The organism is Stenotrophomonas sp. CFBP8980 (assembly GCF_034046095.1).
Taxonomy (GTDB): Bacteria; Pseudomonadota; Gammaproteobacteria; order Xanthomonadales; family Xanthomonadaceae; genus Stenotrophomonas; species Stenotrophomonas lacuserhaii.
Genome location: NZ_JAXCXF010000002.1, coordinates 1 through 20,603, shown reverse-complemented (window position 1 = coordinate 20,603; position 20,603 = coordinate 1). Strand labels below are relative to the sequence as shown.

Genomic DNA, 20,603 nt, shown 5'->3' with positions numbered 1-20,603 from the left:
CGACGGGCCTTGGCAGGCAAGGACCACCGGCACCATGATCTGTTGCAGCCATGTGGCTGCTCGCGAAGCCGGTGCCGTGCGTATGATCGTCACGTCCCCCTGCAGGAGCCTACCGCGTGCTGCGACGCCTTACCCTTGCCTTGCTGCTGTCCGCGCTGCCCGCGATCAGCGTGGCGGCCACGCCGACGTACCGGCTCGACCCGGTGCACACACGGGTCCTGTTCGCCATCGAACACGCCGGCTTTTCCCATGCGCTGGGCACCGTATCCGGCAGTGAGGGCGAGTTGTCGTTCGATCCCGCCGACTGGGCCGCTTCACGCCTGGACGTGCGTATTCCGATCGCCCGCCTGGACCTGGGCGATGCCAAATGGAACCAGGCCTCGCTGGCGCGCAACCTGCTCGATGGCGAACGCTTTCCCGAAGCACGCTTCGTGTCCACCGGCGTCGAGCAGATCGATGACACCCATGGGCGCGTCAAAGGAGACCTGACACTTCGAGGGGTTACCCGTGAAGTCGTGCTGGACGTCAAGCTCAACGCCCTCAAACGGCATCCGTTGCCGCCGTTCCGCCGCACCGCCGGTTTCTCGGCGACTGCCACGCTGAGCCGCCGCGACTTTGGCATCACCGCATGGTCCAGCATGATCGGCGACAGCGTGCAGCTGCGCATCGAAGCGGAGGCCGTTCGCGACCGCAACGCCAGTGATGACGGACCACCCCCCGCCCCCGTTCCGCCCGAGCCCACTGACAGGAGCACGCCATGACCCGTCCCAATGCGCAGCGCTGGGGTGGCGTGAGCCAATCCCTGCACTGGCTGATCGCGTTGCTGATCCTCACCCTGGGCGTGGTCGGCCTGACCATGGGCGAGCTGCCGAAGACGCCGAAGTATTTCTGGGTCTACACCGCGCACAAGTCACTGGGCATCAGTGTGCTGGCGCTGGTGGTGCTGCGCCTGGGCTGGCGCCTGTATGCCGGCGCACCACCGGCGGTACCCGGCACCCCAAGCTGGCAGGAACGCATCGCCAGCGCCACCCATGGGCTGCTGTATGTCCTGATGTTCGCCATGCCGTTGTCCGGCTGGATCTACGACTCGGCAAGCGGGCTGCGTCCGTTCCGCTGGTTCGGCCTGGTCGACGTGCCCAAGCTGGTGGCGCCGGATCCACAGAAGGTCGCCATTTCCCATGCCATCCACGAATACGGGTTCTGGCTGTTGATCGCGGTGGTGCTGGCCCATGCCGGTGCCGCGCTCTACCACCACTTTTTCCAACGCGATGCCACCCTGGCGCGCATGCTGCCGCGCGACTGGCTCGCCTCTTCCCAGAAGGACTGATTCGATGAGCATCAAACTGAGCACTCCCTCGGCCGTCGCCGCTGCGCTGGCCGGCCTGCTGGCCGCCTCTCCGGCGATCGCCGCCGACTACGTACAGGCGGCCGGTGCGCCAGGTTCCAACCTGGCCTTTGCCACCAAGTACGACGGCGAGGTCTTCGCCGGCACCTTCCCCGGGTTCTCCACCCAGCTCAGCTTCGATCCGGCCAACCCTGCGGCCGGCAAGCTGGAGGTGAACATCCCGCTGGCCGGTGCGAAAAGCGGCAACAGTGACCGCGACTCCACCCTGCAGGGCGCGGACTTCTTCGATGTCGGCAAGTTCGCCACCGCGCGCTACTCCGCCAGCGGCTTCCGCGCACTGGGCAGTGATACCTACGCTGCCGATGGCACGCTGGAACTGCGCGGCGTCAGCAAGCCGGTGACCCTGACCTTCACCTGGACCCCCGGCACCCAGCCGGTACTGAAGGGCAAGGCCACCGTGAAGCGCCTGGACTTCGGCGTGGGAGGAGGCGACTGGGCCGACACCAAGAGCATTCCGGACGAAACCGCGATCAGCACCGTGGTGACATTCAAGGCGAAATGACCGACGCAGGTCCGCCAGCGCCGGGCGAGGTCCGGCGCTACGGATCCGGGTGCCTCCATGCCGCCAGTGCCGCGGCGTCGAATGGCCAATCCAGCTCACGGTCCGCACCGGCATCACGCAGCACCGGCACGCGCGCTCCATACCGGGGTTCCAGCGCGGGATGCCCATCGATGAACACCGGATCGAAATCCGGAAAACGCGCCTGGGCGAGCACGGCCAAGGCCTGGTCACACAGCTGGCAGTCATCACGCTGGTACAGGATGAACACAGGCAGGGCTCCGATGGCTTTGCTGCGGCGCAGCCAAGGATGCGCTGCGGCAACCGTTAGAATAGCGCCTTTCCCGGTACCCGCAGCACGGCATCCATGGCAGTCAGCACGTTCGACGTCTTCAAGATCGGCATTGGCCCGAGTTCCTCGCACACCGTAGGCCCGATGAAGGCGGCCGAGCGCTTCGTGCACCGGTGGCTGCTCGATCCTGGCCGGCTGCAGGACGTGGTGCGCATCCGCGCCGACGTCTACGGTTCGCTGGCACTGACCGGTCGCGGGCACGGTACCGACAAAGCGGTACTGCTGGGGCTGGAAGGCCAGCGGCCGAACCTGATCGACCCGGACATCATCCCGGCCACGTTGGAACGCATCCGGACCAGCAAGCGCATCAACCTGATGGGCCAGCATGAAATCGCCTTCGACGAGAAGCGCGACCTCGGGCTGAACAAGCGCCAGAAGCTGCCCTACCACACCAACGGCATGCGCTTCACAGCCTATGGCGCCAACGATGAGCTGATTGCCACGCGGGACTATTACTCGGTCGGCGGCGGCTTCGTGGTCAACCAGGATGATGCGGCCGACGACCGCATCGTACCCGATGAGACCCCGCTGCCTTATCCGTTCAAGAGTGGCGATGAACTGCTGGCGCAGACCGCGCGGAGCGGGCTGAGCATTGCCCAGCTGATGTTCGAGAATGAAAAATCCTGGCGCAGCGAAGACGAGATCCGGGACCAGCTTCGTGAAATATGGGAAGCGATGCAGGCGTGCGTGGCCCGCGGCATCCGCCAGGAAGGCGTACTGCCAGGCGGACTGAAGGTCGGCCGGCGCGCACCCGCCCTGCACCGCGAGCTCTCGTCCAAGCCGGAAGCTGCGATGCGCGATCCGCTGACCACGCTGGACTGGGTCAACCTGTACGCGCTGGCGGTGAACGAAGAGAACGCCGCCGGCGGCCGCGTGGTGACCGCCCCCACCAACGGCGCCGCCGGCGTGCTGCCTGCGGTGCTGCATTACTTCGACCGCTTCTGCCCGGGGGCGAACGAACAGCGGATCTTCGACTTCCTGCTGACCTCGGCGGCGATCGGTATCCTGTACAAGGAAAACGCCTCGATTTCCGGCGCCGAAGTCGGTTGCCAGGGCGAGGTGGGCGTGGCCTGCTCGATGGCCGCCGGTGGTCTGGTCGCCGCGCTGGGCGGCAGCCCCAGCCAGATCGAAAACGCCGCCGAGATCGGCATGGAGCACAACCTGGGCCTGACCTGCGATCCGATCGGCGGTCTGGTGCAGATTCCCTGCATCGAACGCAACGCGATGGGCGCAGTAAAAGCGATCAATGCCTCGCGCATGGCGATGCGCGGCGATGGCAAGCACAAGGTATCGCTGGACAAGGTCATCAAGACCATGCGCGACACCGGCCGCGACATGCAGGACAAATACAAGGAAACCAGCCGCGGCGGGCTGGCGGTGAACGTCATCGAGTGCTGACGCCACTGGTGGTGGGTGACGACCGTTGGTCGTCACGCCTTTCCGGTTAACCTCGAGCTTTCCCCCCGGAGACCACCATGCGCCTGCTGGCCACCGCCCTGCTTGCCTGCCTTCCAATCACCACGTTCGCCGCCGGGAGCTACGGCGCCCGGCTGGAAGGCTTCCACTATCCCCATCCGGTCAGGATGTTCGCGCTGCAGTCGCAGCGCCAACCACTGGAAATGGCCTACCTGGACCTGTTGCCGCCGCGTGCGCCGATCGGCACGGTGGTCCTGCTGCACGGCAAGAACTTCTGTGCCGCTACCTGGCAGGAGAGCATCCAGCCCCTGCTTGATGCCGGCTATCGGGTAATCGCACCAGACCAGGTGGGTTTCTGCAAATCCAGCAAACCGCAGGGCTACCAGTATTCGTTCGGCCAGCTGGCGGCCAATACGCATGCCCTGCTGCAGCAGCTCGGCGTGCAGCGCGCGCACATCGTCGGCCATTCAATGGGCGGCATGCTGGCTGCCCGCTATGCACTGCTGTACCCGGATGCCACCCAGTCGTTGTCGCTGGTCAATCCGATCGGCCTGGAGGACTGGAAAGCGTTGGGCGTACCGTGGCGCAGCGTGGATGCGTGGTACGCCAACGAGCTGAAGACCAGCTTTGAATCCATCAAGAAATACCAGCTTGATGTGTATTACAACGGCGATTGGAAACCATCCTTCGAGCACTGGGCGCGCATGCAGGCCGGCATGTATGCCGGCCCGGGCAAGGACGCCGTGGCATGGAGCCAGGCGTTGACCTCGGACATGGTGTTCAACCAGCCCGTGGTTCATGAGCTCAAGAACATCCGCGTACCGACCACGCTGTTCATCGGCCAGACCGACCGCACCGCCATCGGCAGGGACCTGGCGCCGCCGGCACTGAAGGCAACGCTGGGTGACTACCCCGCCTTGGGCAAGGCCGCTGCCAGGTCCATTCCAGGCGCGGCGCTGGTCGAATTCCCCACACTGGGACATTCCCCGCAGGTGCAGGATCCACACGCGTTCAACGTCGCCCTGCTGCGTTCACTGGTCGCCAACCGGTAAGGCAGGGAGGGGCACGCATCGCGCGTGCCCCAAGGCCAGCGTCGATCAGCGTGTGATCGCCAGCACCCCCACATCGGTGAACGCCGCCTCGCCCACGATACGCAGGTACCAGGTACCTGCACGCGGATTGCTCACCACGATGGTCTCCGCATTGCCGGGACGGTTCGACCGGAACTGGGCATCGTCCGGCGTCGGCGCGGTCCCCTGCGAGGCGTACAGGCTGACATCACCACGACCGCCCACTGTGCGCAGATTCAAGCTCCGCGTGCCGGCCGGAACAGTGAGCTGATAGACGAACGACTGCGCCGCAGCGCCGCCGAGACCGCTGGACAGCACGCCATTCTGCAACCCGGGAATGGGCGGCTCGGGCAAGGGATTGCCGAGCGCCAACTGCACCGCGCCGGCGGCATCGGCCAGGCCCGCGCCGATCTGCCTGTCTGCAGGCGGCGCTATCGGGAAGGGACGCGCGGAATCAACCAGCAGTTGTCGTACCTGCGCCGGCGACAGCGCACCCCGGTCCGCGCCGACCGATGCAGACTGCATCAGTGCGACGATGCCCGCCACATGCGGGGCGGCCATCGATGTACCGACCATGCCGACCAGGATGTCCCTGCCTGCGACGGTCGCACCTTCATTGCCGGTGGACCACACGTAACCCTGCGAAATGCCTGCGCTGCTGTCCGGGTCGCCGCCGGGAGCAGCCAGAGCCACATTGCTGCCGTAGTTGGAATAACTGGCGATGCGTCCACCGATACCGGTCGCCCCGACGGTGATGACGTTCCTGCAGCTGGCCGGGCTGTAGTTCACCGCGTCGGCGGCCTGGTTGCCAGCGGCCACCACCACGGTGGTACCGCGAGCGGTCGCCAGATCGATGGCCTCCTGGGTTGCGGGGTCCTCTGCACACCTGCCCGAACCGCCCAGGCTCAGGTTGATGACATCGGCCGGCGTAGGATTGTCCGGCACGCCATCAACGTGGCCGCCAGCGGCCCAGACGATGGCATCGGCGATGTCGGACGTCAGTCCACCGCAGTGGCCCAGCACCCGCACCGGCTGTACCTTTGCTCCCCAGGAGGTACCTGCCACGCCGATTCCGTTGTTGGTCATGGCAGCCACCGTGCCGGCGACGTGGGTGCCATGCCAGCTGCTGCTGGAACTGCCACCACACCACGGCATGGAGGCATCGACCCAGTCGCCCGGGTCGGTCGCATCGGGATCGCGGCCATCGCCATCGCCGGCGACATCGGGTTGATCCGCCGATTGGCCATACCAGGAGATGAAGTCATAGCCCGGGATCAGGTTGTCTTTCAGGTCGACGTGCGGGGCGGCGCCGGTATCGAGTACTGCTACCACAACGCCTTCGCCGGTGCTGTGCTCCCAGGCGGCCGGGCCCCGGATGCCGCCCACGGTATTGAGCAGGTCCCATTGATAGATCGGCAGTTGCGGATCGTTGGGCATCAGGTCCAGCGCGTATTTGCGCGTGTCGAGCTGTGCGTAGGCCACGTCCGGATCCGCGCGCAGCTGCTGCAACAGCGCCTGCGATTCGGCAGGCGCCAGCACTCGCGAGGCGATGATGATCTCGGCACCGGTTGCCCCGCGCCGCACGCTGTGCAGGCGCGGCAGTGTCTGTGCCGACTGCACCACGATGCCACGCGAAGTAGCGGCCGCCAGGCTGGCCGGCACCCGGCTGCGATCACGTGCCGGCGCACTGCCCGGCCTGTATTTGACGATGAAGTTCGTCGCGCCGTTCGATGCCTGCGCGCCAGGCAGCTGACGCAGTGGCATGACCCGGTTGCCCGTGGCCAGGTCGGCAGCAGCACTCGACAAGGAGAAGGTGCCCAGCGCCACGCCGATGGCAACGCCGCAGGCACAGAAGGAAAGCGGCTTGTTCATGGGTTTTACATCCATATGAGGGGTAACACACGACCCCGGGAAGAGGCCGCCCCGGACGGGGCGGCCGGGGGGTTACAGGTCGATGCCGAAGCCGACGCCGGCCGAGCGGTCACTGCCGCTGAACGCTCCGCCCAGGCTGAAGCTGGCACGCTCGCCGACCTGCTTTCCATAACCGACCGACAGCGCCTGCTCTCCGTTCTGCCAGCCGGCACCAACGGCCACACGGCCGCGCGGGCTGCGGCTGCCAGCGGCATTGAGCGCCATGTTCATCATGGCGCTGCTCATGGCGCCTTGGCGGTCGATGCGACGATCCTGCTGGTGTAGGCGTTGGTCCACGCCCTGGGACAGGTCGACGAAGCGATCATCCATTTCCTTGAAGCGCGAGTCGGTATAGGTTCGCGCCGACGCCAGCGTCTGTGCATCGCCTGCCTGCATCTGCCCGACAGTTGCCGCATCGCTTGCGGCCGTGCCCGAACCGACATGGGTGATCCGGCGCAGGTTGTCGGTGCTGCCGACAGACACCGTATCGGCATCATTGGCGATCGAACCTTCACCGATCGCCACCGCGCCTTTGCCGGTCCCGGCAGCCACCAGGCCGTGGCCCGGCCCGCCCGCATCGGCGCCTTCACCGGGCCCTGTGCCGATCGGCAACTGGCCACCGCTTTCCCCGCTGCCGCCCGCTCCGGTGCCGGGCCCGGGCGCCGGAGCAGCAGCCGATTCCAACACGCCTACCCGCGTGCCGAGCGCACTGACCGCGCCATCCAGGGCGCCCACCGCACCGCCGACGTTGCCGAAACGAACCCCCTGCACGGTGTAGACCGGTCGGATCAGCATGCCGTCGCCGCCCAGCGCAGCACCGCCCCCCAGCGCGCGCACTACGTCATTGTGCTGGTCGACGTTGACCGCATCGGTTGATGCCACGCCGGCGCGGACGTTGCTGATCGTGGTGCCCTGCTCACCGCCCAGGGTGATGCGTGCCTTGCCCTTTTCATCGTAGCGGACCGCCGTCGCGTCCAGATCCCCCAGGCCGTCGCCGAGATCGGCGATGGCGCTGTCCATCTGGCGCTTGTTGACCGCATCGGTGCCTTCAGTGGCATCGGCAACATTGACGATCTGACGCTCCGCGCCAACACGGCCCACGGACACGGTATTGGCCCTGTCGGCCAGACTGGATGCGCCGATGGCTACCGAGCCTTGCGCCTCGGCCACGGCCGACGCACCGAAGGCGACCGACCCGTTGCTCGAGGCCTTCGCAGACGAGCCAATCGCCACACTCTCATTTCCAGTTCCAGCAGCAACTTCGCCGATGGCGATGCTGCCCTCGCCCATCGCGTCGGCAAAATCGCCTATCGCCAGCGCACCCCATCGCGTCGCGCGGCTGCCGAGGCCGACGGCGATGGAGTAGAGGCCAGTGGCCTCCGCGTTCCAACCGACCGCTGTGGAACCGTACAGCAGCGCCTTGGCGCCGTATCCGATCGCGGTGCCTTCGGACTGTGCATGGCTGTAGGTTCCCACTGCGGTGCCAAAGCCATCGCTGGAGATAGCGCCGAAGCCCACTGCGGTTCCCTGCGCGTCTGCACTGGAGGCGGTACCCACGGCAAGGGAGTTTATGCCGATCGCTTGTGCACCCGCGCCGAATGCAGCCGCACCGGAACCCGAGGCTGTCGTCGTGCGCTGCACCGGTAGGCCATCGACGAGCCCGTCATAGGCACCACCGACGGCCGTATTGAAGTCCCCGCTTGCCACCGCACCCTGACCGATCGCCAACGCATTGGCGCCGAGCGCGGAGCCGGCGCTGCCAATGCTTAGCGCACCCTCACCAAGTGCGAGGGCCTGCGCACCCATCGAAATGGCGTCCGCCCCGATGGCATTGGCCTGGTGACCGGCAGCCAGGCTGCCTGCTCCTTCGGCACTCGCCTGCGGCCCGATCGCCGTAGCCCCCTTACCATTGGCGAAGGGATCCTCACTGCCATCATCGGTACCGTCGACCGCAACGAAGCGACCACTACCCGCCTTGGCTTCCACGCCTTTCAGCTGGGCAAGGTTGACCGCATCATGGTCCTGGGTACCGGCGGCAACGTCGGTGATCTGACGCTGCATCACCCCGTGGTAGTCCCCCATCCGGTCCCACCATTCCTTGGATGCGCCCACCGACACCGTATTGGCGCGGCTGGCAACCGATCCGTGGCCCAGCGCGACACTATCAGTAGCCTGCTGCTCCACCCACGAAGTGCCGATGGCAACACTGCGGTCACCGTAGGCCACCGCCATCGTGCCCAGCGCGGTGGCGTATTCCCCATGGCTGTAGGAGAACTTGCCGACTGCCACGCTGCCCAATCCGTCGGCCGTGCTGCCGCCACCGAGGGCGGTGGCTGCACTGCCAGACGCACGCGCCGATGCACCGATGGCCGTTGCCTGGTACGCATCGGCATGGCTGTCGTAGCCCATTGCCACGCCGAATGCCTCGCTGGCGCCAGCCGAGCTGCCCAGCGCGATAGCGTTCCATGCCGATGCCGTCGCGTTCCAGCCCAGCGCCGTGGAGCCCAGCCCGGTGGCATGTGCGTTGGTGCCCATCGCGGTGGAATATGCGTAGTCGGCCAGGCTGTCCGTACCGATGGCGATGTTGTTGCTGAGCACGGCGGGATCGGTGCCGCCAGCCGCATGCGCCTTGTTGCCCAGCGCAACGTTGTTGGCCCCCTTGCTCATCGCGTCCTGGCCAATGGCGGTGCTGTTGTTGCCATGCGCTTCAGAACGCAGCCCAAGCGCGACTGCGCTCTGGCCGAAGGCACCGCTCAGCGGCCCCAATGCCATCGAATCGTTGCCGAACGCACGCGCCGAAGCGCCCACGGCCATGCTGTTGCTGCCAATGGCGGCGGTGTTGGTTTCGATGCAGGTGCCTTCACAGATGTACTCTGAACCGAGCGCCATCGCGCCCTCGCCGTCGGCTGACGACTTGAAACCTGCCGCGATGCTGGTGGTTCCGGCAGCGGTGCTGGAGTTGCCCATTGCCAGGCTGCCGTGGCCGCTGGCCCGGCTGAACGAACCCAGCGCGGAAGAGAAATCACCGTCAGCCGATGAGCCCACACCGACGGCGACGCCGGCCGGGCCCCCAGCGACGGCCTGGGTACCCACTGCGACCGAGCTGTTGCCGTTGGCTTCGGCCAGGCCGCCAACAGCGACGCTGCCGTAGCCGCGGGAGGCCGACAAGGAACCCAACGCCATCGACCCCGCACCCTCGGCCGTGCTGCCATCACCCAGTGCAATGGCCGACTGTGCCGTGGCGCTGGCACCGCTGCCCTGCGCGATGGCGCGCTCGGCCAGCGCGGTTGCGCCGCTTCCCACTGCAATGGACCCTTCGCCTGCAGCCAGCGCACTGCTACCGATGGCGACTGCGTGCGCGGCATCGGCCAAGCTGTTGGAACCGAATGCACTGCTTTCCATGCCGTACGCCGAAGCGTTGTTGCCAGCAGCCAGCGCTGCATCGCCATCCGCCGTGGATTCACTGCCGAGTGCCGTCGCGTTTTCGCCGCGGGCCAATGCGCCAGCACCCAGGGTCGAGGCGCCAGTGCCTACTGCCTGCGCGTTGCCGCCTACCGCCACGGTGAAGTCACCGCCAGCGGCACGCGCGTTGGCGCCGATGGCCACGCCCGCTTCGCTGTTGGTGCCGGCGTTGTAGCCTGCGGCAAAGCTGCCTGGACCGTAGGCCTGCGCGTTCGCACCCACTGCGGTGGAGCCTTGGCCCATGGCAGTACTCCTCGCACCCAGCGCGGTCGCCGCCTGGTCAGCCTCCGCCGATGCGCTGGCCCCTACCGCGGTGTTGCCGAACCCGACCACCGAGCTGCCCTGGCCGATGGCCGTACCGGCATCGCCGATCACCGTAGCCCCTTGGCCGAATGCCGAGCTGCCGATCCCCTGCGTCCAGGCTTCTGCACCCACTGCCGTGGTGCTGTTGCCATCAGAGGTGGCCCGGGAGCCGATCGCGATGGCCTTCTCGCCGCTGACCGAAGCACGGTCATTGCGGTCGGTGTCGCCATCGATGGCGATATAGTCCAGCGCCCCCATCTGCGCCTTTACCTGGTCCAGCTGGGCAACGTTGACGGCATCGGTCGCCTCGCTGCCGGCCTTCACGTTGGTGATCTGGCGCTCCTGTCCGCTTCGCCCTACCGACACCGTACCGACACGGTCAGCCAGTGCATTGCTGCCCAGCGCCACCGCGTCGGCAGCATCGGCCTGTGCGTACGCACCCAGTGCAACCGAGCCCGTGCCCGCTGCGCTGACTGTCGCATTGTGCCCCACTACCGCGGCTCCGGTAGCCAGTGCGCGGGCACTCTGCCCTACCGCCGTGGCCGACCCTGCCGTTGCCCGCGCATTGCTGCCGAACGCCGACGCGCCCACCGCTGTTGCCCGCGCCTGGCTGCCCACTGCGGTGGCATCGGCCCCCTGTGCACGAGCCAGCACACCTACCGCCACGGACGCATCACCGATGGCCTGCGCGTCATCGCTGCCGTCATCACTGCCGCCAACGGCCACGTAGCCACCAGAGGGGGTCGCTTGGGGCTGGATGAGCGGATCGTCCGATGCCACGGCCGCCCATGCAGGCAGCAACAAGGCGCCGGCCATCACGCACCCCGGCAAGCGCCGCCTGCCGCCCTGGCAACTTCCACGGGTGGCAAGTTCAGATGCCACCACCAGTTGCTGCAGCGAGCGGCTCCATACACGACTGAAAATCTTGTTCATCCAGCACCTCACGGTTCGAAGGGCAAAGCACTCCCGTCCCTGACGCCGCACGGTGCGCTGCACCGATCCGTACGTTGGGCGCGAGTGGTCAAAGAAGTGCCACGTGGCGCGTGGCGTCCGGTCCGGTTGCACACGTCCAGCAGCGGCGCGGATGAACGTAAGGTTCAGCCATGTTCGTTGTCACGCACCGGTTGTCACCGAATACTCGCCACTCCTCACCGTTGATCGAAATCGCGCGTCGCATGCCACACCTCTCCCCGCCACGCCCCGCTTCGAGGTGGCGCCGCTGGCTGCATGCCTGCACACCGCTCGCTGCACATGACGACGTCGACAGGCGAATGGCACCGGCCTTTCAGTTGCTGCTGTTCTTCTATGGCCTGGCCCTGCCGCTCAACTGGGCATGGCAACTGGCGGACCGTCCCGTTCCACCGGGCTGGATGCTGGTGCTGGCAACGGATCTGTTGACCGCAGCAACCGCGCTGGTCGGCGTAGTGCTGGTGCGGCGAGGGTATCTGCGACGCGCCGTGCGCCTTTTCATCTGCGCCCTGCTCGGCAGCAGCGTCATGACCTGGCACACGCTGGGCGCGCATGCGCTGCTGATCGACCAGACACCGTTGCTGCTGTTGCTGGTGATGGCGGGACTGGTGCTGGGGCGCCGCGCGTTGTGGTCGACCTGGTTCGGCATCCTGCTGGTGGTCGCGGTGGGCATGCACACCGACTACCACCTGGGGCACGACAGCCAATGGACCGCCAACGCCATGCGCAACGGTCCATCGCTGGTGCTGGCGTGGCTGATCATCGCCTTCATCCTGGACCGTACCGCCAGCGCCCTGCGCGACAGCCTGCTGCGCGAACGCCGTCACAGCGCCGCACTGCGCGGTGAAATGGACCAGCGCGAGATGCTTCAGCAGCACCTGTTGCATGCACAGAAACTGGAAATCGCTGGCCGCCTGAGCAGCGGCATCGCCCACGACTTCAACAATCTGCTGGCGGTGATCCGTGGCTTCTGCGACGAGCGCAATCGCGTTGCCGGTAGTCCGCAGCAGCGCGAAGCTGCGCTGGTGGATGCATTGGAAGGCATAGAGACGGCGGCGCGCAGGGGCGACTACATCTGTCGCGCCCTGCTTCGCCTCAGCCGCCATGACAGCGCGCATGCGGAACGCTTCGGCGTGCGCGCCGCACTACTCGAACTGCAACCGATGCTGGGCAAGCTTTTCATCAGACGCAGCCAGTTGAAGATCGGCGACGTCGATGGCGACGCGCACCTTTTCATGGATCGTAACCAGTTCGACCTGATCATGCTCAATCTAGTCGCCAATGCCCGCGATGCGTTGGGTCCGTTATCGCGTGGCCAGGTCGTGATAGAAGTGATGCAGGACAAGGGATCGGTGCAGCTGACCGTTACCGACGACGGCCACGGCATGGACGCCCTGACCCGTCAGCGGATGTTCGAACCCTTCTTCAGTACCAAGCCGCGTGACCAGGGAACCGGCCTGGGGCTGCCGGTGGTCAGCGATGTGGTGCATGCCAATGGCGGACGCATCGAGGTGCACAGTACCTGCCAGGTGGGAACGCAGATCCGCCTGCTGTTTCCCGCTGGCTGATCAGGGCGCGAACACGTAGCCGGCACCGTGCGCGGCCGAAAGCGGAAAGGGGTGCGTGCTCGCCGCGGCGATCTTGCGTCGCAGCCGGTGAATGAGCGACTCCAGCCGGTGCATGTCGAAGGCGAGCGTGTCACCGGTCAGCGTGGCGACCAACGCCTCACGGCCGACCACTTCCCCAGCGTGCTGCATCAGGCAGTGCAGCAGCGGTCGCTCACTGCGCGTCAATGCCACCTGTTGTCCACACGGTGTCAGCAGCCGCCAGCCGCTGCCATCCAGCCGCCACCCCGGTGCGCCGCGGCTGCTGTCATCGCCGACCGACCGCAGGCGTCGCGCAAGGCTGTGCAGGGTTGCCGCCAGCAGCCCCAGTTCGGCCGGCTTGGTCAGATAGGCATCGGCACCATCGATCAGCCCGCGCACCCTGTCATCGGGACACTGGCGCCCGGTCAACATCACCATGCCGAGTGCGGGAAACCGTTGCCGGAGCGATTGCGCCAGCTCGAAGCCATCGGCGTCTGGCAGTCCCAGATCCAGCACGATGATGTGGGGCAGGCTGGCCACGAGCTGTCGCTCAAGCGCGGCGGCCGTGCCCAGCCCCACCACGTCGAATCCGTGCTCGCGCAGGCGCGGCAGGAGAATCCGTTCACGCAGCACCGCGTCATCTTCAAGCAGGGCCACGCGCAGGGAGGCAGGTTCCACGTCGCTCACTACCCCTTCATCGATAATCAGTATTGATCGATAATAGCCAGATCACCGGTCTCACCGGCGACCCGTGCGGCCATTTCGCGCAATACGCAGCACGTCATCCAACAGCGCTGCCGCCGTGACGTCGGCGCCTGCTCCCGGGCCCTGGATCAGCAGCGGCTGATCGCGATAACGATCGCTGTGTATCGCGACACGGTTGTCCGTTCCTGCACCCGATGCCAGCGGATGATCGGCGGCCAGCGACTGCAGCCCCACCCGTGCGGCGCCAGGCTGGACACTGCCGATGAAGCGCAGTACCTGCCCCGCCATGTGTGCCCGTCGCCAACGTTGCTGCACGGCTTCATCCAGCTGCGCCAGTTGTGCCAGTGCCTGCTCCGGTGGCAGCGCGGCCAGTGCCGCGGGCACCAGCGAGTCGATGTTCACCTGCCCATCGTCCACTGCCAGTCCGCAGGCACGCGCCAGGATCAACAGCTTGCGCCGGACGTCCTCTCCGCACAGATCCAGCCGCGGGTCCGGCTCGGTGAAGCCGGCAGCGAGCGCCTCGCGCACGGCCACCGAAAACGGCTGGCTACCGTCGTAGCGGTGGAACAACCAGGCCAGCGAACCGGACAATACGCCTTCGATGCGGTGGATGCGGTCACCGCCTTCGACCAGCGCGCGCAGGCTGCTCAGCAACGGCAAGCCCGCTCCGACTGTCGCACTGTCGCCGTAGCGCGCGCCGCTGTCGGCACAGTTCGCCGCAATCTGCGCTGCACGCTGCTGCTGCGCGCCCAGCCCCAGCTTGTTGGCTGTCACCACGTGCACGCCGCGCGCCAGCCAGCCTGCGTGTTCGGCGGCGACGCTTTCACTGCCCGTCGCGTCCACCACCACGTCGCCGGCGTGCAGGCTGTCGGCCTGCTTCCACGCCGTTGCTGCGGCCGTCAGCCGGGGGGCGCGCTGTATCTCATGCAGTGGCCGTTCCGGCGCACCGTCGCAGGCCAGTACCGCGCGCGAGTTGGCCAACCAACGGAACGGCGGCAAGGCGAGCCCGCGCGCCTGCAACGCCTGGTAGCGGACGACGAACGCGGTGCCCACCGTGCCGGTTCCCAGCAACGCCAGTCGCCCCGGGGCGGCGTGCGAGAGTTCGATGACCTGGGCGTTCATGCATCCACGACCTGTTTCTGCCGGGCGTGTGTGTCGACCACCGCCGCGGCGCGATCCAGCGCGGCGGCAAGATCGGCGAGCAGGTCGCGTTCGGATTCGATACCCACCGACAACCGCAGCAGACCCTCGCTGATGCCGGCGTCCTGGCGTGCCTGGACGGTCATCGCCGCATGGGTCATGGTTGCCGGATGCGCGACCAGGCTTTCCACGCCGCCCAGCGATTCGGCCAGGGTGAAGTACTGCAGGCCATCGACAAAAGCGCGCACGGCCGCATGCGGATCGCCGCCGTCGCAGCTCGCCAGTTCGAAGGACAGCATGGCGCCGAAACCGGATTGCTGGCGCGCGGCGATGGCATGCCCAGGGTGGTCGGCAAGGCCGGGGTAATACACCGCGCTCACTGCCGGATGGGCGGCCAGCAACGGCACGATCGCCGCAGTGTTTTCCTGGTGCACGCGCAGCCGCGCATCCAGCGTGCGCAGGCCGCGCAGGGTCAGGAAGGCATCGAACGGCGAACCGGTCAGGCCCAGTGCGTTGGCCCACCAGGTGAGCTGCTGCGCCAGCTCCGGATCGCGCGCGACCACCGCCCCGCCAACCACATCGCTGTGGCCGTTGATGTACTTGGTGGTGGAATGCAGGACCAGGTCGGCGCCGAACGCCAAGGGCTGCTGCAGGGCGGGCGACAGGAACGTGTTGTCGACGACGACCCGCGCGCCGGCCCTGTGCGCGGCATCGATGACGAAGCGCAGGTCGGTGATGCGCAGCAGCGGGTTGGACGGCGTTTCCACCAGCACCAGCTTCGGCGAGCTGGCCAGCGCCTGGGCCAGCGAGCGCGGGTCGGTCAGATCGGCGGTGACCAGCTTGAACTGGCCCTTGCCGGACAGCGCATTGAACAGCCGCCAGCTGCCGCCGTAGGCATCGTGCGGCACCACCAGGGTATCTTCCGGGCCCAGCAGCGCCTGCAGCACCAGGTTGATCGCGCCCATGCCGGTGGCCGTCACCACTGCGCCGGCGCCACCTTCCAGTTCGGCCAGTGCCTCGCCGAGCAGGTCGCGGGTCGGATTGCCGCTGCGCGTGTAGTCGTACTGGCGCTTGTTGCCGAAGCCGTCGAAGCTGAAGTTGGAGGACAGCACGATTGGCGGGGTCACCGCGCCGTGGGCAGTATCGCGGTCGATGCCGGCGCGCACCGCGGCGGTGGTGCGGCTACAGGGCGGCGTGCCGTGGATGTCGTGGCTCATGCGGTTTCTCCCGGGATGCGGATGGCGTTGGCGAGGATCGCGTCGATGCGATCGGTTTCTTTCAGGAAGGCGTCGTGGCCGTAGGGCGAGCGCAGCACGCGCAGGCTGCCGCGCGGGCCCAGGCCTTCGACCAGGCTGACCAGGTCGGCCAGCGGCACCAGGCGGTCACCCTCCACCGCCACCACCACGGTGGGCAGCAGCAGCTGCGCTGGTTCGATGCGATGCAGGTCGATGGATTCGGACAGACGCAGCCAGGCGGTGACCGGCGTGCGCGCGACGTACTGCGCGGCGGCCGCGTCCAGGTAATCTTCGGCGGCTACGCGCACGCGCCCATTGATCACTTCCGGCGCGGCATCGAAGCGCTCGCTGAACTCTTCCGGCGTGCGGTAGCTGAGCATCGCGAACTGGCGCGCCAGGGCCAGGCCGTTCTCGTCACTGCACTGCAGCTGGCCGAGCGCAACGGCACGCCGCTGCAGGGCGCGCCAGGCGGCCGCGTAGGGGTGCGCACGATGCGCACCGCTGACCACCACCAGCCGCTGCACGCGCAGGCGGTGGCGCAGGCCGAACTGCTGGGCGACCAGCGCGCCATAGGAGTAACCGACGAAGGCCTGCAGCTGCGCGATGCCGAGGTGATCCAGCAGGACAGCCAGCGCATCGGCCTGATCGGCGGTATCGATCGGCACGTCCAGCGCGCCATCGGCGCCGATGAAATCAAATGCCAGCACGCGCAGCCGCTGCGGGTCGAGGGTCCGCCCCGGGCCGACCAGGCCTTCGGCCCAGCCTTTCTCGCCGAACTGCGCATTGGCCGCCACGTGGCGGTTGGCCGAGATGCCACCGGCCAGCACCACCACCGGCGCATCGGCGGGGCCGACCCACTCATAGCGCAGGCGGATCGGACGCGGGCCGGCATGGCGCATGTCCAGCACCGCGGCGAACTCGCCGCGTGCGGCATGCACGCGGTCTTCGACCGGCACGCTGACGGGAACAAAGGCGTCGGGGCGGAGGGCGGTGTTGGGGGCGAAGCTCATGGCGGCATCCAATAAGGAAAACGGCCATCGAGCCTTCGCGGGGCTCGCGTCCAAGTCCTGCCCTTTCGGGGCACGGCTCGAACCATCTTCCGGTAGACACGGGGTCCCCGCAGGATTTGGCACCTACGCTGACGCTTGCGCGCCTGCGGGCTGCCCCGGCTTCAAAGGGCCTGTCCCTCTGCCGGTCTCGATGGTGAAGCCACGATGCCAGCGAATTCCGGGGCTGTCAATCCCTTCATGCGGATGAAGAGATGGATTCATTCGCAACTTCCACCGGACCCTGCGCGGGCTGCTACAGTCCGCCCTCCTGCTGCCACGCTGATCGTCAATGCGCCGCCTGCTGCTGTGCTGCCTGATGCTGCTGCCCCTGTGTGCCCGGCCCGCGATGGCGGCAGATACCATCGATTGGCGCGCCGGCTGGGGTCTGTCAGGCGCCCCCGCAGCGGATTCGTTCGCTTACCAGTTACCGTTCGATGCCCGCCGCTTCAGCGTGGGCCAGGCCCCACAGGGCCGATTCAGCCACCGCGACGCCGAAAACCGCCATGCAGTGGACTTCACCCTGCCCGAAGGCACGCCGGTATTGGCCGCGCGTGCCGGCCGGGTGACCCGGGTGCAGGCGGGCTTCAGCGGCAATGGATTGGACCCCCTGCGTGACCGCGATCGCGCCAACTATGTGCGCATCGTCCATGACGACGGCAGCATGGCCGTCTACGCGCACCTGCAGCACGAGGGCGTGCTGGTAGGTGAAGGCCAGCAGGTGCAGGCCGGCCAGCCGATCGCGCTGTCCGGCAATACCGGCTACAGCACCGCCCCGCACCTGCATTTCGCCGTGCAGCGACAGCGCGGCACGCAGCTCGAGTCGATCCCGGTCCGCATCGTCACCCCACGCGGCCAACTCCACTTCGAAAAAGGGGACGGAGGGGATTAAGGCGCATTCGGCCCGAACGCGGCTTTCACGTCTTAATCCCCTCCGTCCCCTTTTTCGGCGATAATCATCGGCTTACTTCATTGATCTGCGCCCCGGGCGGGCGCCCCCTGCCATGTCCGAAGTCGCCACCGAAGCCGCGCGCCGCCGCACGTTCGCCATCATTTCCCACCCTGATGCGGGCAAGACCACGCTGACCGAAAAGCTGCTGCTGTTCGGCGGTGCGATCCAGATGGCCGGTTCGGTCAAGGGCCGCAAGGCCGCACGCCACGCCACCTCCGACTGGATGGCGCTGGAAAAAGAGCGCGGCATCTCGGTGACCTCGTCGGTGATGCAGTTCCCCTACGAAGGCAAGATCGTCAACCTGCTCGACACACCCGGCCATGCCGACTTCGGCGAGGACACCTATCGCGTGCTTACCGCGGTGGACTCGGCGCTGATGGTGATCGACGTGGCCAAGGGCGTGGAAGAGCGCACCATCAAGCTGATGGAGGTCTGCCGGCTGCGCGACACGCCGATCATGACCTTCATCAACAAGCTCGACCGCGAGGGCAAGGAACCGATCGACCTGCTGGATGAAGTGGAAAGCGTGCTCGGCATCCAGTGTGCTCCGGTGACCTGGCCGATCGGCATGGGGCAGCGCCTGAAAGGCGTGGTCCACCTGATCACCGGCGAGGTGCACCTGTACGAGCAGGGCCGCAACTTCACCCGCCAGGACTCGACCATCTTCCCGTCCATCGACTCGCCCGGCCTGGCCGAGAAGATCGGCGCGCAGATGCTGGCTGATCTGCGCGATGAACTGGAACTGGTGCAGGGTGCCAGCCACCCGTTCGACCTGGACGCTTACCGCGCCGGCAAGCAGACCCCGGTGTTCTTCGGCTCGGGCGTGAACAACTTCGGCGTGCAGCCGCTGCTGGACTTCTTCGTCGAACACGCCCCGTCGCCGCAGCCGCGTGCCAGCACCGGCCGCGCCGTGCAGCCGCAGGAGAAAAAGCTGACCGGCTTCGTGTTCAAGATCCAGGCCAACATGGACCCGCAGCACCGCGACCGCGTGGCGTTCATGCGCGTGTGTTCGGGCCGGTTCGCGGCCGGCATGAAGACTCTGCACGTGCGTACCGGCAAGGACATGAAGCTGGCCAACGCGCTGACCTTCATGGCCAGCGACCGCGAGATCGCCGCCGAAGCGTGGCCGGGCGATGTCATCGGCATCCATAACCACGGCACCATTTCCATCGGTGACACCTTCACCGAAGGCGAGGCGATCACCTTCACTGGCATCCCGAACTTCGCCCCGGAACTGTTCCGCCGCGCACGCCTGCGCGACCCGCTCAAGCTCAAGCAGCTGCAGAAGGGCCTGGCGCAGTTGTCCGAAGAGGGCGCGACCCAGTTCTTCCGTCCGCTGATGAGCAACGACCTGATCCTCGGTGCGGTCGGCGTGCTGCAGTTCGACGTGGCCGCGTACCGCCTGAAGGACGAATACGGCGTGGAAGCCACCTTCGAGCCGGTCAGCGTGGTCACTGCGCGTTGGGTTACCTGCGGCAACGAGAAGAAGCTGGAAGAGTTCCGCGAGAAGAACGCGCTGAACCTGGCGGTGGATGCGGCCGGGCAGCTGGTCTACCTGGCGCCGACGCGGGTCAACCTGCAGCTGGCGCAGGAACGCGCGCCGGACGTGCGCTTCTCCGCTACCCGTGAAGCGGCGTACACCGCCACGTCCTGAACCACGGCGGTGGCCGGGCGTGCACGCGCCGGCCATCGCGGCGATGATAGGGGGGATGCAGGTCCCCCTCCCTGCGACCCACTCGTCCTTCATGACCTCTGTTGAATCGATCCGCGAGGAAATCGCCAGCGCGCTGACCCATGGCCTCGGTGCGGTGTTCGCCCTGGCGGGCAGCGCCGTGTTGATCACCCTGGCCGCCATCAACGGCGATGGCTGGCAACTGTTCAGTTCGATCGTGTTCGGCGTGGCGTTGCTGCTGCTGTACACCGCCTCCACGCTGTACCACGCGATCCAGCACCCGGTGGCCAAGGGGCGACTGAAGGTCTTCGACCATTGCGCGATCTATGTGCTGATCGCCGGCACCTATACCCCTTTCATGCTGATCGGTCTGCGCGGCCCCTGGGGCTGGAGCATGTTCGCCGCGATCTGGACGCTGGCCTTGGCCGGGGTGGTGTTCAAGCTGTTCTACACCGGCCGTTTCAAGGCCCTGTCGACCGGTATCTACATCGCGATGGGCTGGCTGATCGTGGTGGCGATCAAGCCGATGCTGGCGGCGATCGACCTGTGGACGCTGGGCTGGCTGCTGGCCGGCGGGCTGTCCTACACGTTGGGCACTTACTTCTACCACCGCGAATCGATCCGTTATTCGCATGCGATCTGGCATCTGTTCGTGATCGGCGGCAGTGTGTGCCACTTCGTCGCGGTGACCGCGCAGGTGTTGTGATTTTCTGCGCTTACGCGCGGGCTTGAAGCAACGGCAACGGCAACGGCAACGGCAACGTCAAAAGCAAACGTCAACCGCTGCAGGGCTGCTTGTTGGCGGGGCGGGGTGGCTGTGCAGGACACGCCGCAAGTACGTCCGTGTAGGCTCGCTTTTCGCATCCATGCGAAAAGACGG

The 20,603-nt window shown here is 66.9% G+C and carries 15 protein-coding genes, 1 pseudogene and 1 riboswitch; of the genes and pseudogenes, 9 read left to right on the top strand and 7 right to left on the bottom strand.

All coding sequences use genetic code 11. The features are described from left to right. The first annotated feature begins 116 nt into the window (after nucleotides 1-116). From SOM47_RS06170 to SOM47_RS06160, 3 genes are read left to right on the top strand one after another with little or no spacing between them, the layout of a single operon-like run. Nucleotides 117-761: a YceI family protein gene (locus SOM47_RS06170; protein ID WP_320505082.1), complete on the top strand. Its 645-nt coding sequence runs from the start codon at nucleotides 117-119 to the stop codon at nucleotides 759-761. After that, nucleotides 758-1,327, top strand: coding sequence for a cytochrome b (locus SOM47_RS06165; protein WP_042613495.1), 570 nt, complete (start codon nucleotides 758-760; stop codon nucleotides 1,325-1,327). Before SOM47_RS06170 ends, SOM47_RS06165 begins: the two co-directional genes overlap by 4 nt. A 4-nt stretch (nucleotides 1,328-1,331) precedes the next feature. Beyond that, the gene (locus SOM47_RS06160) at nucleotides 1,332-1,907 is read left to right on the top strand and encodes a YceI family protein (RefSeq protein WP_042613496.1); all 576 of its coding nucleotides are present in this window, start codon (nucleotides 1,332-1,334) and stop codon (nucleotides 1,905-1,907) included. Between the two features lie 37 nt (nucleotides 1,908-1,944). Here SOM47_RS06160 and SOM47_RS06155 read toward each other — a convergent pair whose 3' ends face one another. Beyond that, nucleotides 1,945-2,175: a glutaredoxin family protein gene (locus SOM47_RS06155; RefSeq protein WP_042613497.1), complete on the bottom strand. Its 231-nt coding sequence runs from the start codon at nucleotides 2,173-2,175 to the stop codon at nucleotides 1,945-1,947. 96 nt (nucleotides 2,176-2,271) lie between these two features. Here SOM47_RS06155 and SOM47_RS06150 point away from each other — a divergent pair, with 96 nt between their 5' ends. After that, entirely contained in the window at nucleotides 2,272-3,654 is a 1,383-nt protein-coding gene (locus tag SOM47_RS06150; RefSeq protein WP_042613498.1) for an L-serine ammonia-lyase, read from the top strand. 77 nt (nucleotides 3,655-3,731) lie between these two features. After that, nucleotides 3,732-4,724: an alpha/beta fold hydrolase gene (locus SOM47_RS06145; RefSeq protein ID WP_320505081.1), complete on the top strand. Its 993-nt coding sequence runs from the start codon at nucleotides 3,732-3,734 to the stop codon at nucleotides 4,722-4,724. A 45-nt stretch (nucleotides 4,725-4,769) separates the two neighbouring features. On the opposite strand, the gene SOM47_RS06140 is transcribed toward SOM47_RS06145, so the two are convergent. Next, nucleotides 4,770-6,614: a S8 family peptidase gene (locus tag SOM47_RS06140; RefSeq protein ID WP_320505080.1), complete on the bottom strand. Its 1,845-nt coding sequence runs from the start codon at nucleotides 6,612-6,614 to the stop codon at nucleotides 4,770-4,772. Nucleotides 6,615-6,686: 72 nt separating this feature from the next. Next, entirely contained in the window at nucleotides 6,687-11,351 is a 4,665-nt protein-coding gene (locus SOM47_RS06135; RefSeq protein WP_320505079.1) for an ESPR-type extended signal peptide-containing protein, read from the bottom strand. Between the two features lie 338 nt (nucleotides 11,352-11,689). On the opposite strand from SOM47_RS06135, the gene SOM47_RS06130 reads away from it, so the two are divergent. Then, complete coding sequence (locus SOM47_RS06130) at nucleotides 11,690-12,955, top strand: sensor histidine kinase (protein ID WP_320505078.1); 1,266 nt, start codon at nucleotides 11,690-11,692, stop codon at nucleotides 12,953-12,955. Here the strand turns inward: SOM47_RS06130 and SOM47_RS06125 are convergent, their stop codons facing one another. The 4 genes from SOM47_RS06125 to metX are packed head-to-tail and all read right to left on the bottom strand — an operon-like array spanning nucleotide 12,956 to nucleotide 17,063. Then, entirely contained in the window at nucleotides 12,956-13,660 is a 705-nt protein-coding gene (locus SOM47_RS06125) for a winged helix-turn-helix domain-containing protein (RefSeq protein ID WP_192084002.1), read from the bottom strand. Between the two features lie 51 nt (nucleotides 13,661-13,711). Further along, nucleotides 13,712-14,800, bottom strand: coding sequence for a homoserine dehydrogenase family protein (locus SOM47_RS06120; RefSeq protein WP_320505077.1), 1,089 nt, complete (start codon nucleotides 14,798-14,800; stop codon nucleotides 13,712-13,714). Next, on the bottom strand, nucleotides 14,797-16,035 hold the full coding sequence (locus SOM47_RS06115) for an O-succinylhomoserine (thiol)-lyase (RefSeq protein WP_320505076.1): 1,239 nt from the start codon (nucleotides 16,033-16,035) through the stop codon (nucleotides 14,797-14,799). Before SOM47_RS06115 ends, SOM47_RS06120 begins: the two co-directional genes overlap by 4 nt. Beyond that, a complete protein-coding gene (metX, locus tag SOM47_RS06110; protein WP_042613502.1) occupies nucleotides 16,032-17,063 on the bottom strand; it encodes a homoserine O-succinyltransferase MetX in 1,032 nt (343 codons plus the stop codon). Before metX ends, SOM47_RS06115 begins: the two co-directional genes overlap by 4 nt. A 79-nt stretch (nucleotides 17,064-17,142) precedes the next feature. Next, nucleotides 17,143-17,260, bottom strand: a riboswitch (SAM riboswitch). A 236-nt stretch (nucleotides 17,261-17,496) separates the two neighbouring features. Between metX and SOM47_RS06105 the strand changes: the two are divergent. The 3 genes and pseudogenes from SOM47_RS06105 to trhA all read left to right on the top strand — a co-directional run. After that, a pseudogene (locus SOM47_RS06105) lies at nucleotides 17,497-17,991 on the top strand (M23 family metallopeptidase); the annotation flags it as partial. 112 nt (nucleotides 17,992-18,103) lie between these two features. Continuing rightward, entirely contained in the window at nucleotides 18,104-19,705 is a 1,602-nt protein-coding gene (locus SOM47_RS06100) for a peptide chain release factor 3 (RefSeq protein WP_320505075.1), read from the top strand. A 55-nt stretch (nucleotides 19,706-19,760) separates the two neighbouring features. After that, nucleotides 19,761-20,429 carry a PAQR family membrane homeostasis protein TrhA gene (gene trhA / locus SOM47_RS06095; protein WP_320505074.1) on the top strand — a complete coding sequence of 223 codons (669 nt, stop codon included), beginning with the start codon at nucleotides 19,761-19,763 and terminating at the stop codon, nucleotides 20,427-20,429. Nucleotides 20,430-20,603 lie beyond the last annotated feature (174 nt).

Bases quoted from the DNA above. Each gene is read 5' to 3' on its own strand.
- SOM47_RS06140 (WP_320505080.1), bottom strand. From the start codon at position 6,614: ATGAACAAGCCGCTTTCCTTCTGTGCCTGCGGCGTTGCCATCGGCGTG.
- SOM47_RS06115 (WP_320505076.1), bottom strand. From the start codon at position 16,035: ATGAGCCACGACATCCACGGCACGCCGCCCTGTAGCCGCACCACCGCC.
- SOM47_RS06150 (WP_042613498.1), top strand. From the start codon at position 2,272: ATGGCAGTCAGCACGTTCGACGTCTTCAAGATCGGCATTGGCCCGAGT.
- SOM47_RS06145 (WP_320505081.1), top strand. From the start codon at position 3,732: ATGCGCCTGCTGGCCACCGCCCTGCTTGCCTGCCTTCCAATCACCACG.
- SOM47_RS06130 (WP_320505078.1), top strand. From the start codon at position 11,690: ATGGCACCGGCCTTTCAGTTGCTGCTGTTCTTCTATGGCCTGGCCCTG.
- SOM47_RS06165 (WP_042613495.1), top strand. From the start codon at position 758: ATGACCCGTCCCAATGCGCAGCGCTGGGGTGGCGTGAGCCAATCCCTG.
- metX (WP_042613502.1), bottom strand. From the start codon at position 17,063: ATGAGCTTCGCCCCCAACACCGCCCTCCGCCCCGACGCCTTTGTTCCC.
- SOM47_RS06135 (WP_320505079.1), bottom strand. From the start codon at position 11,351: ATGAACAAGATTTTCAGTCGTGTATGGAGCCGCTCGCTGCAGCAACTG.
- SOM47_RS06100 (WP_320505075.1), top strand. From the start codon at position 18,104: ATGTCCGAAGTCGCCACCGAAGCCGCGCGCCGCCGCACGTTCGCCATC.
- SOM47_RS06160 (WP_042613496.1), top strand. From the start codon at position 1,332: ATGAGCATCAAACTGAGCACTCCCTCGGCCGTCGCCGCTGCGCTGGCC.
- trhA (WP_320505074.1), top strand. From the start codon at position 19,761: ATGCAGGTCCCCCTCCCTGCGACCCACTCGTCCTTCATGACCTCTGTT.
- SOM47_RS06120 (WP_320505077.1), bottom strand. From the start codon at position 14,800: ATGAACGCCCAGGTCATCGAACTCTCGCACGCCGCCCCGGGGCGACTG.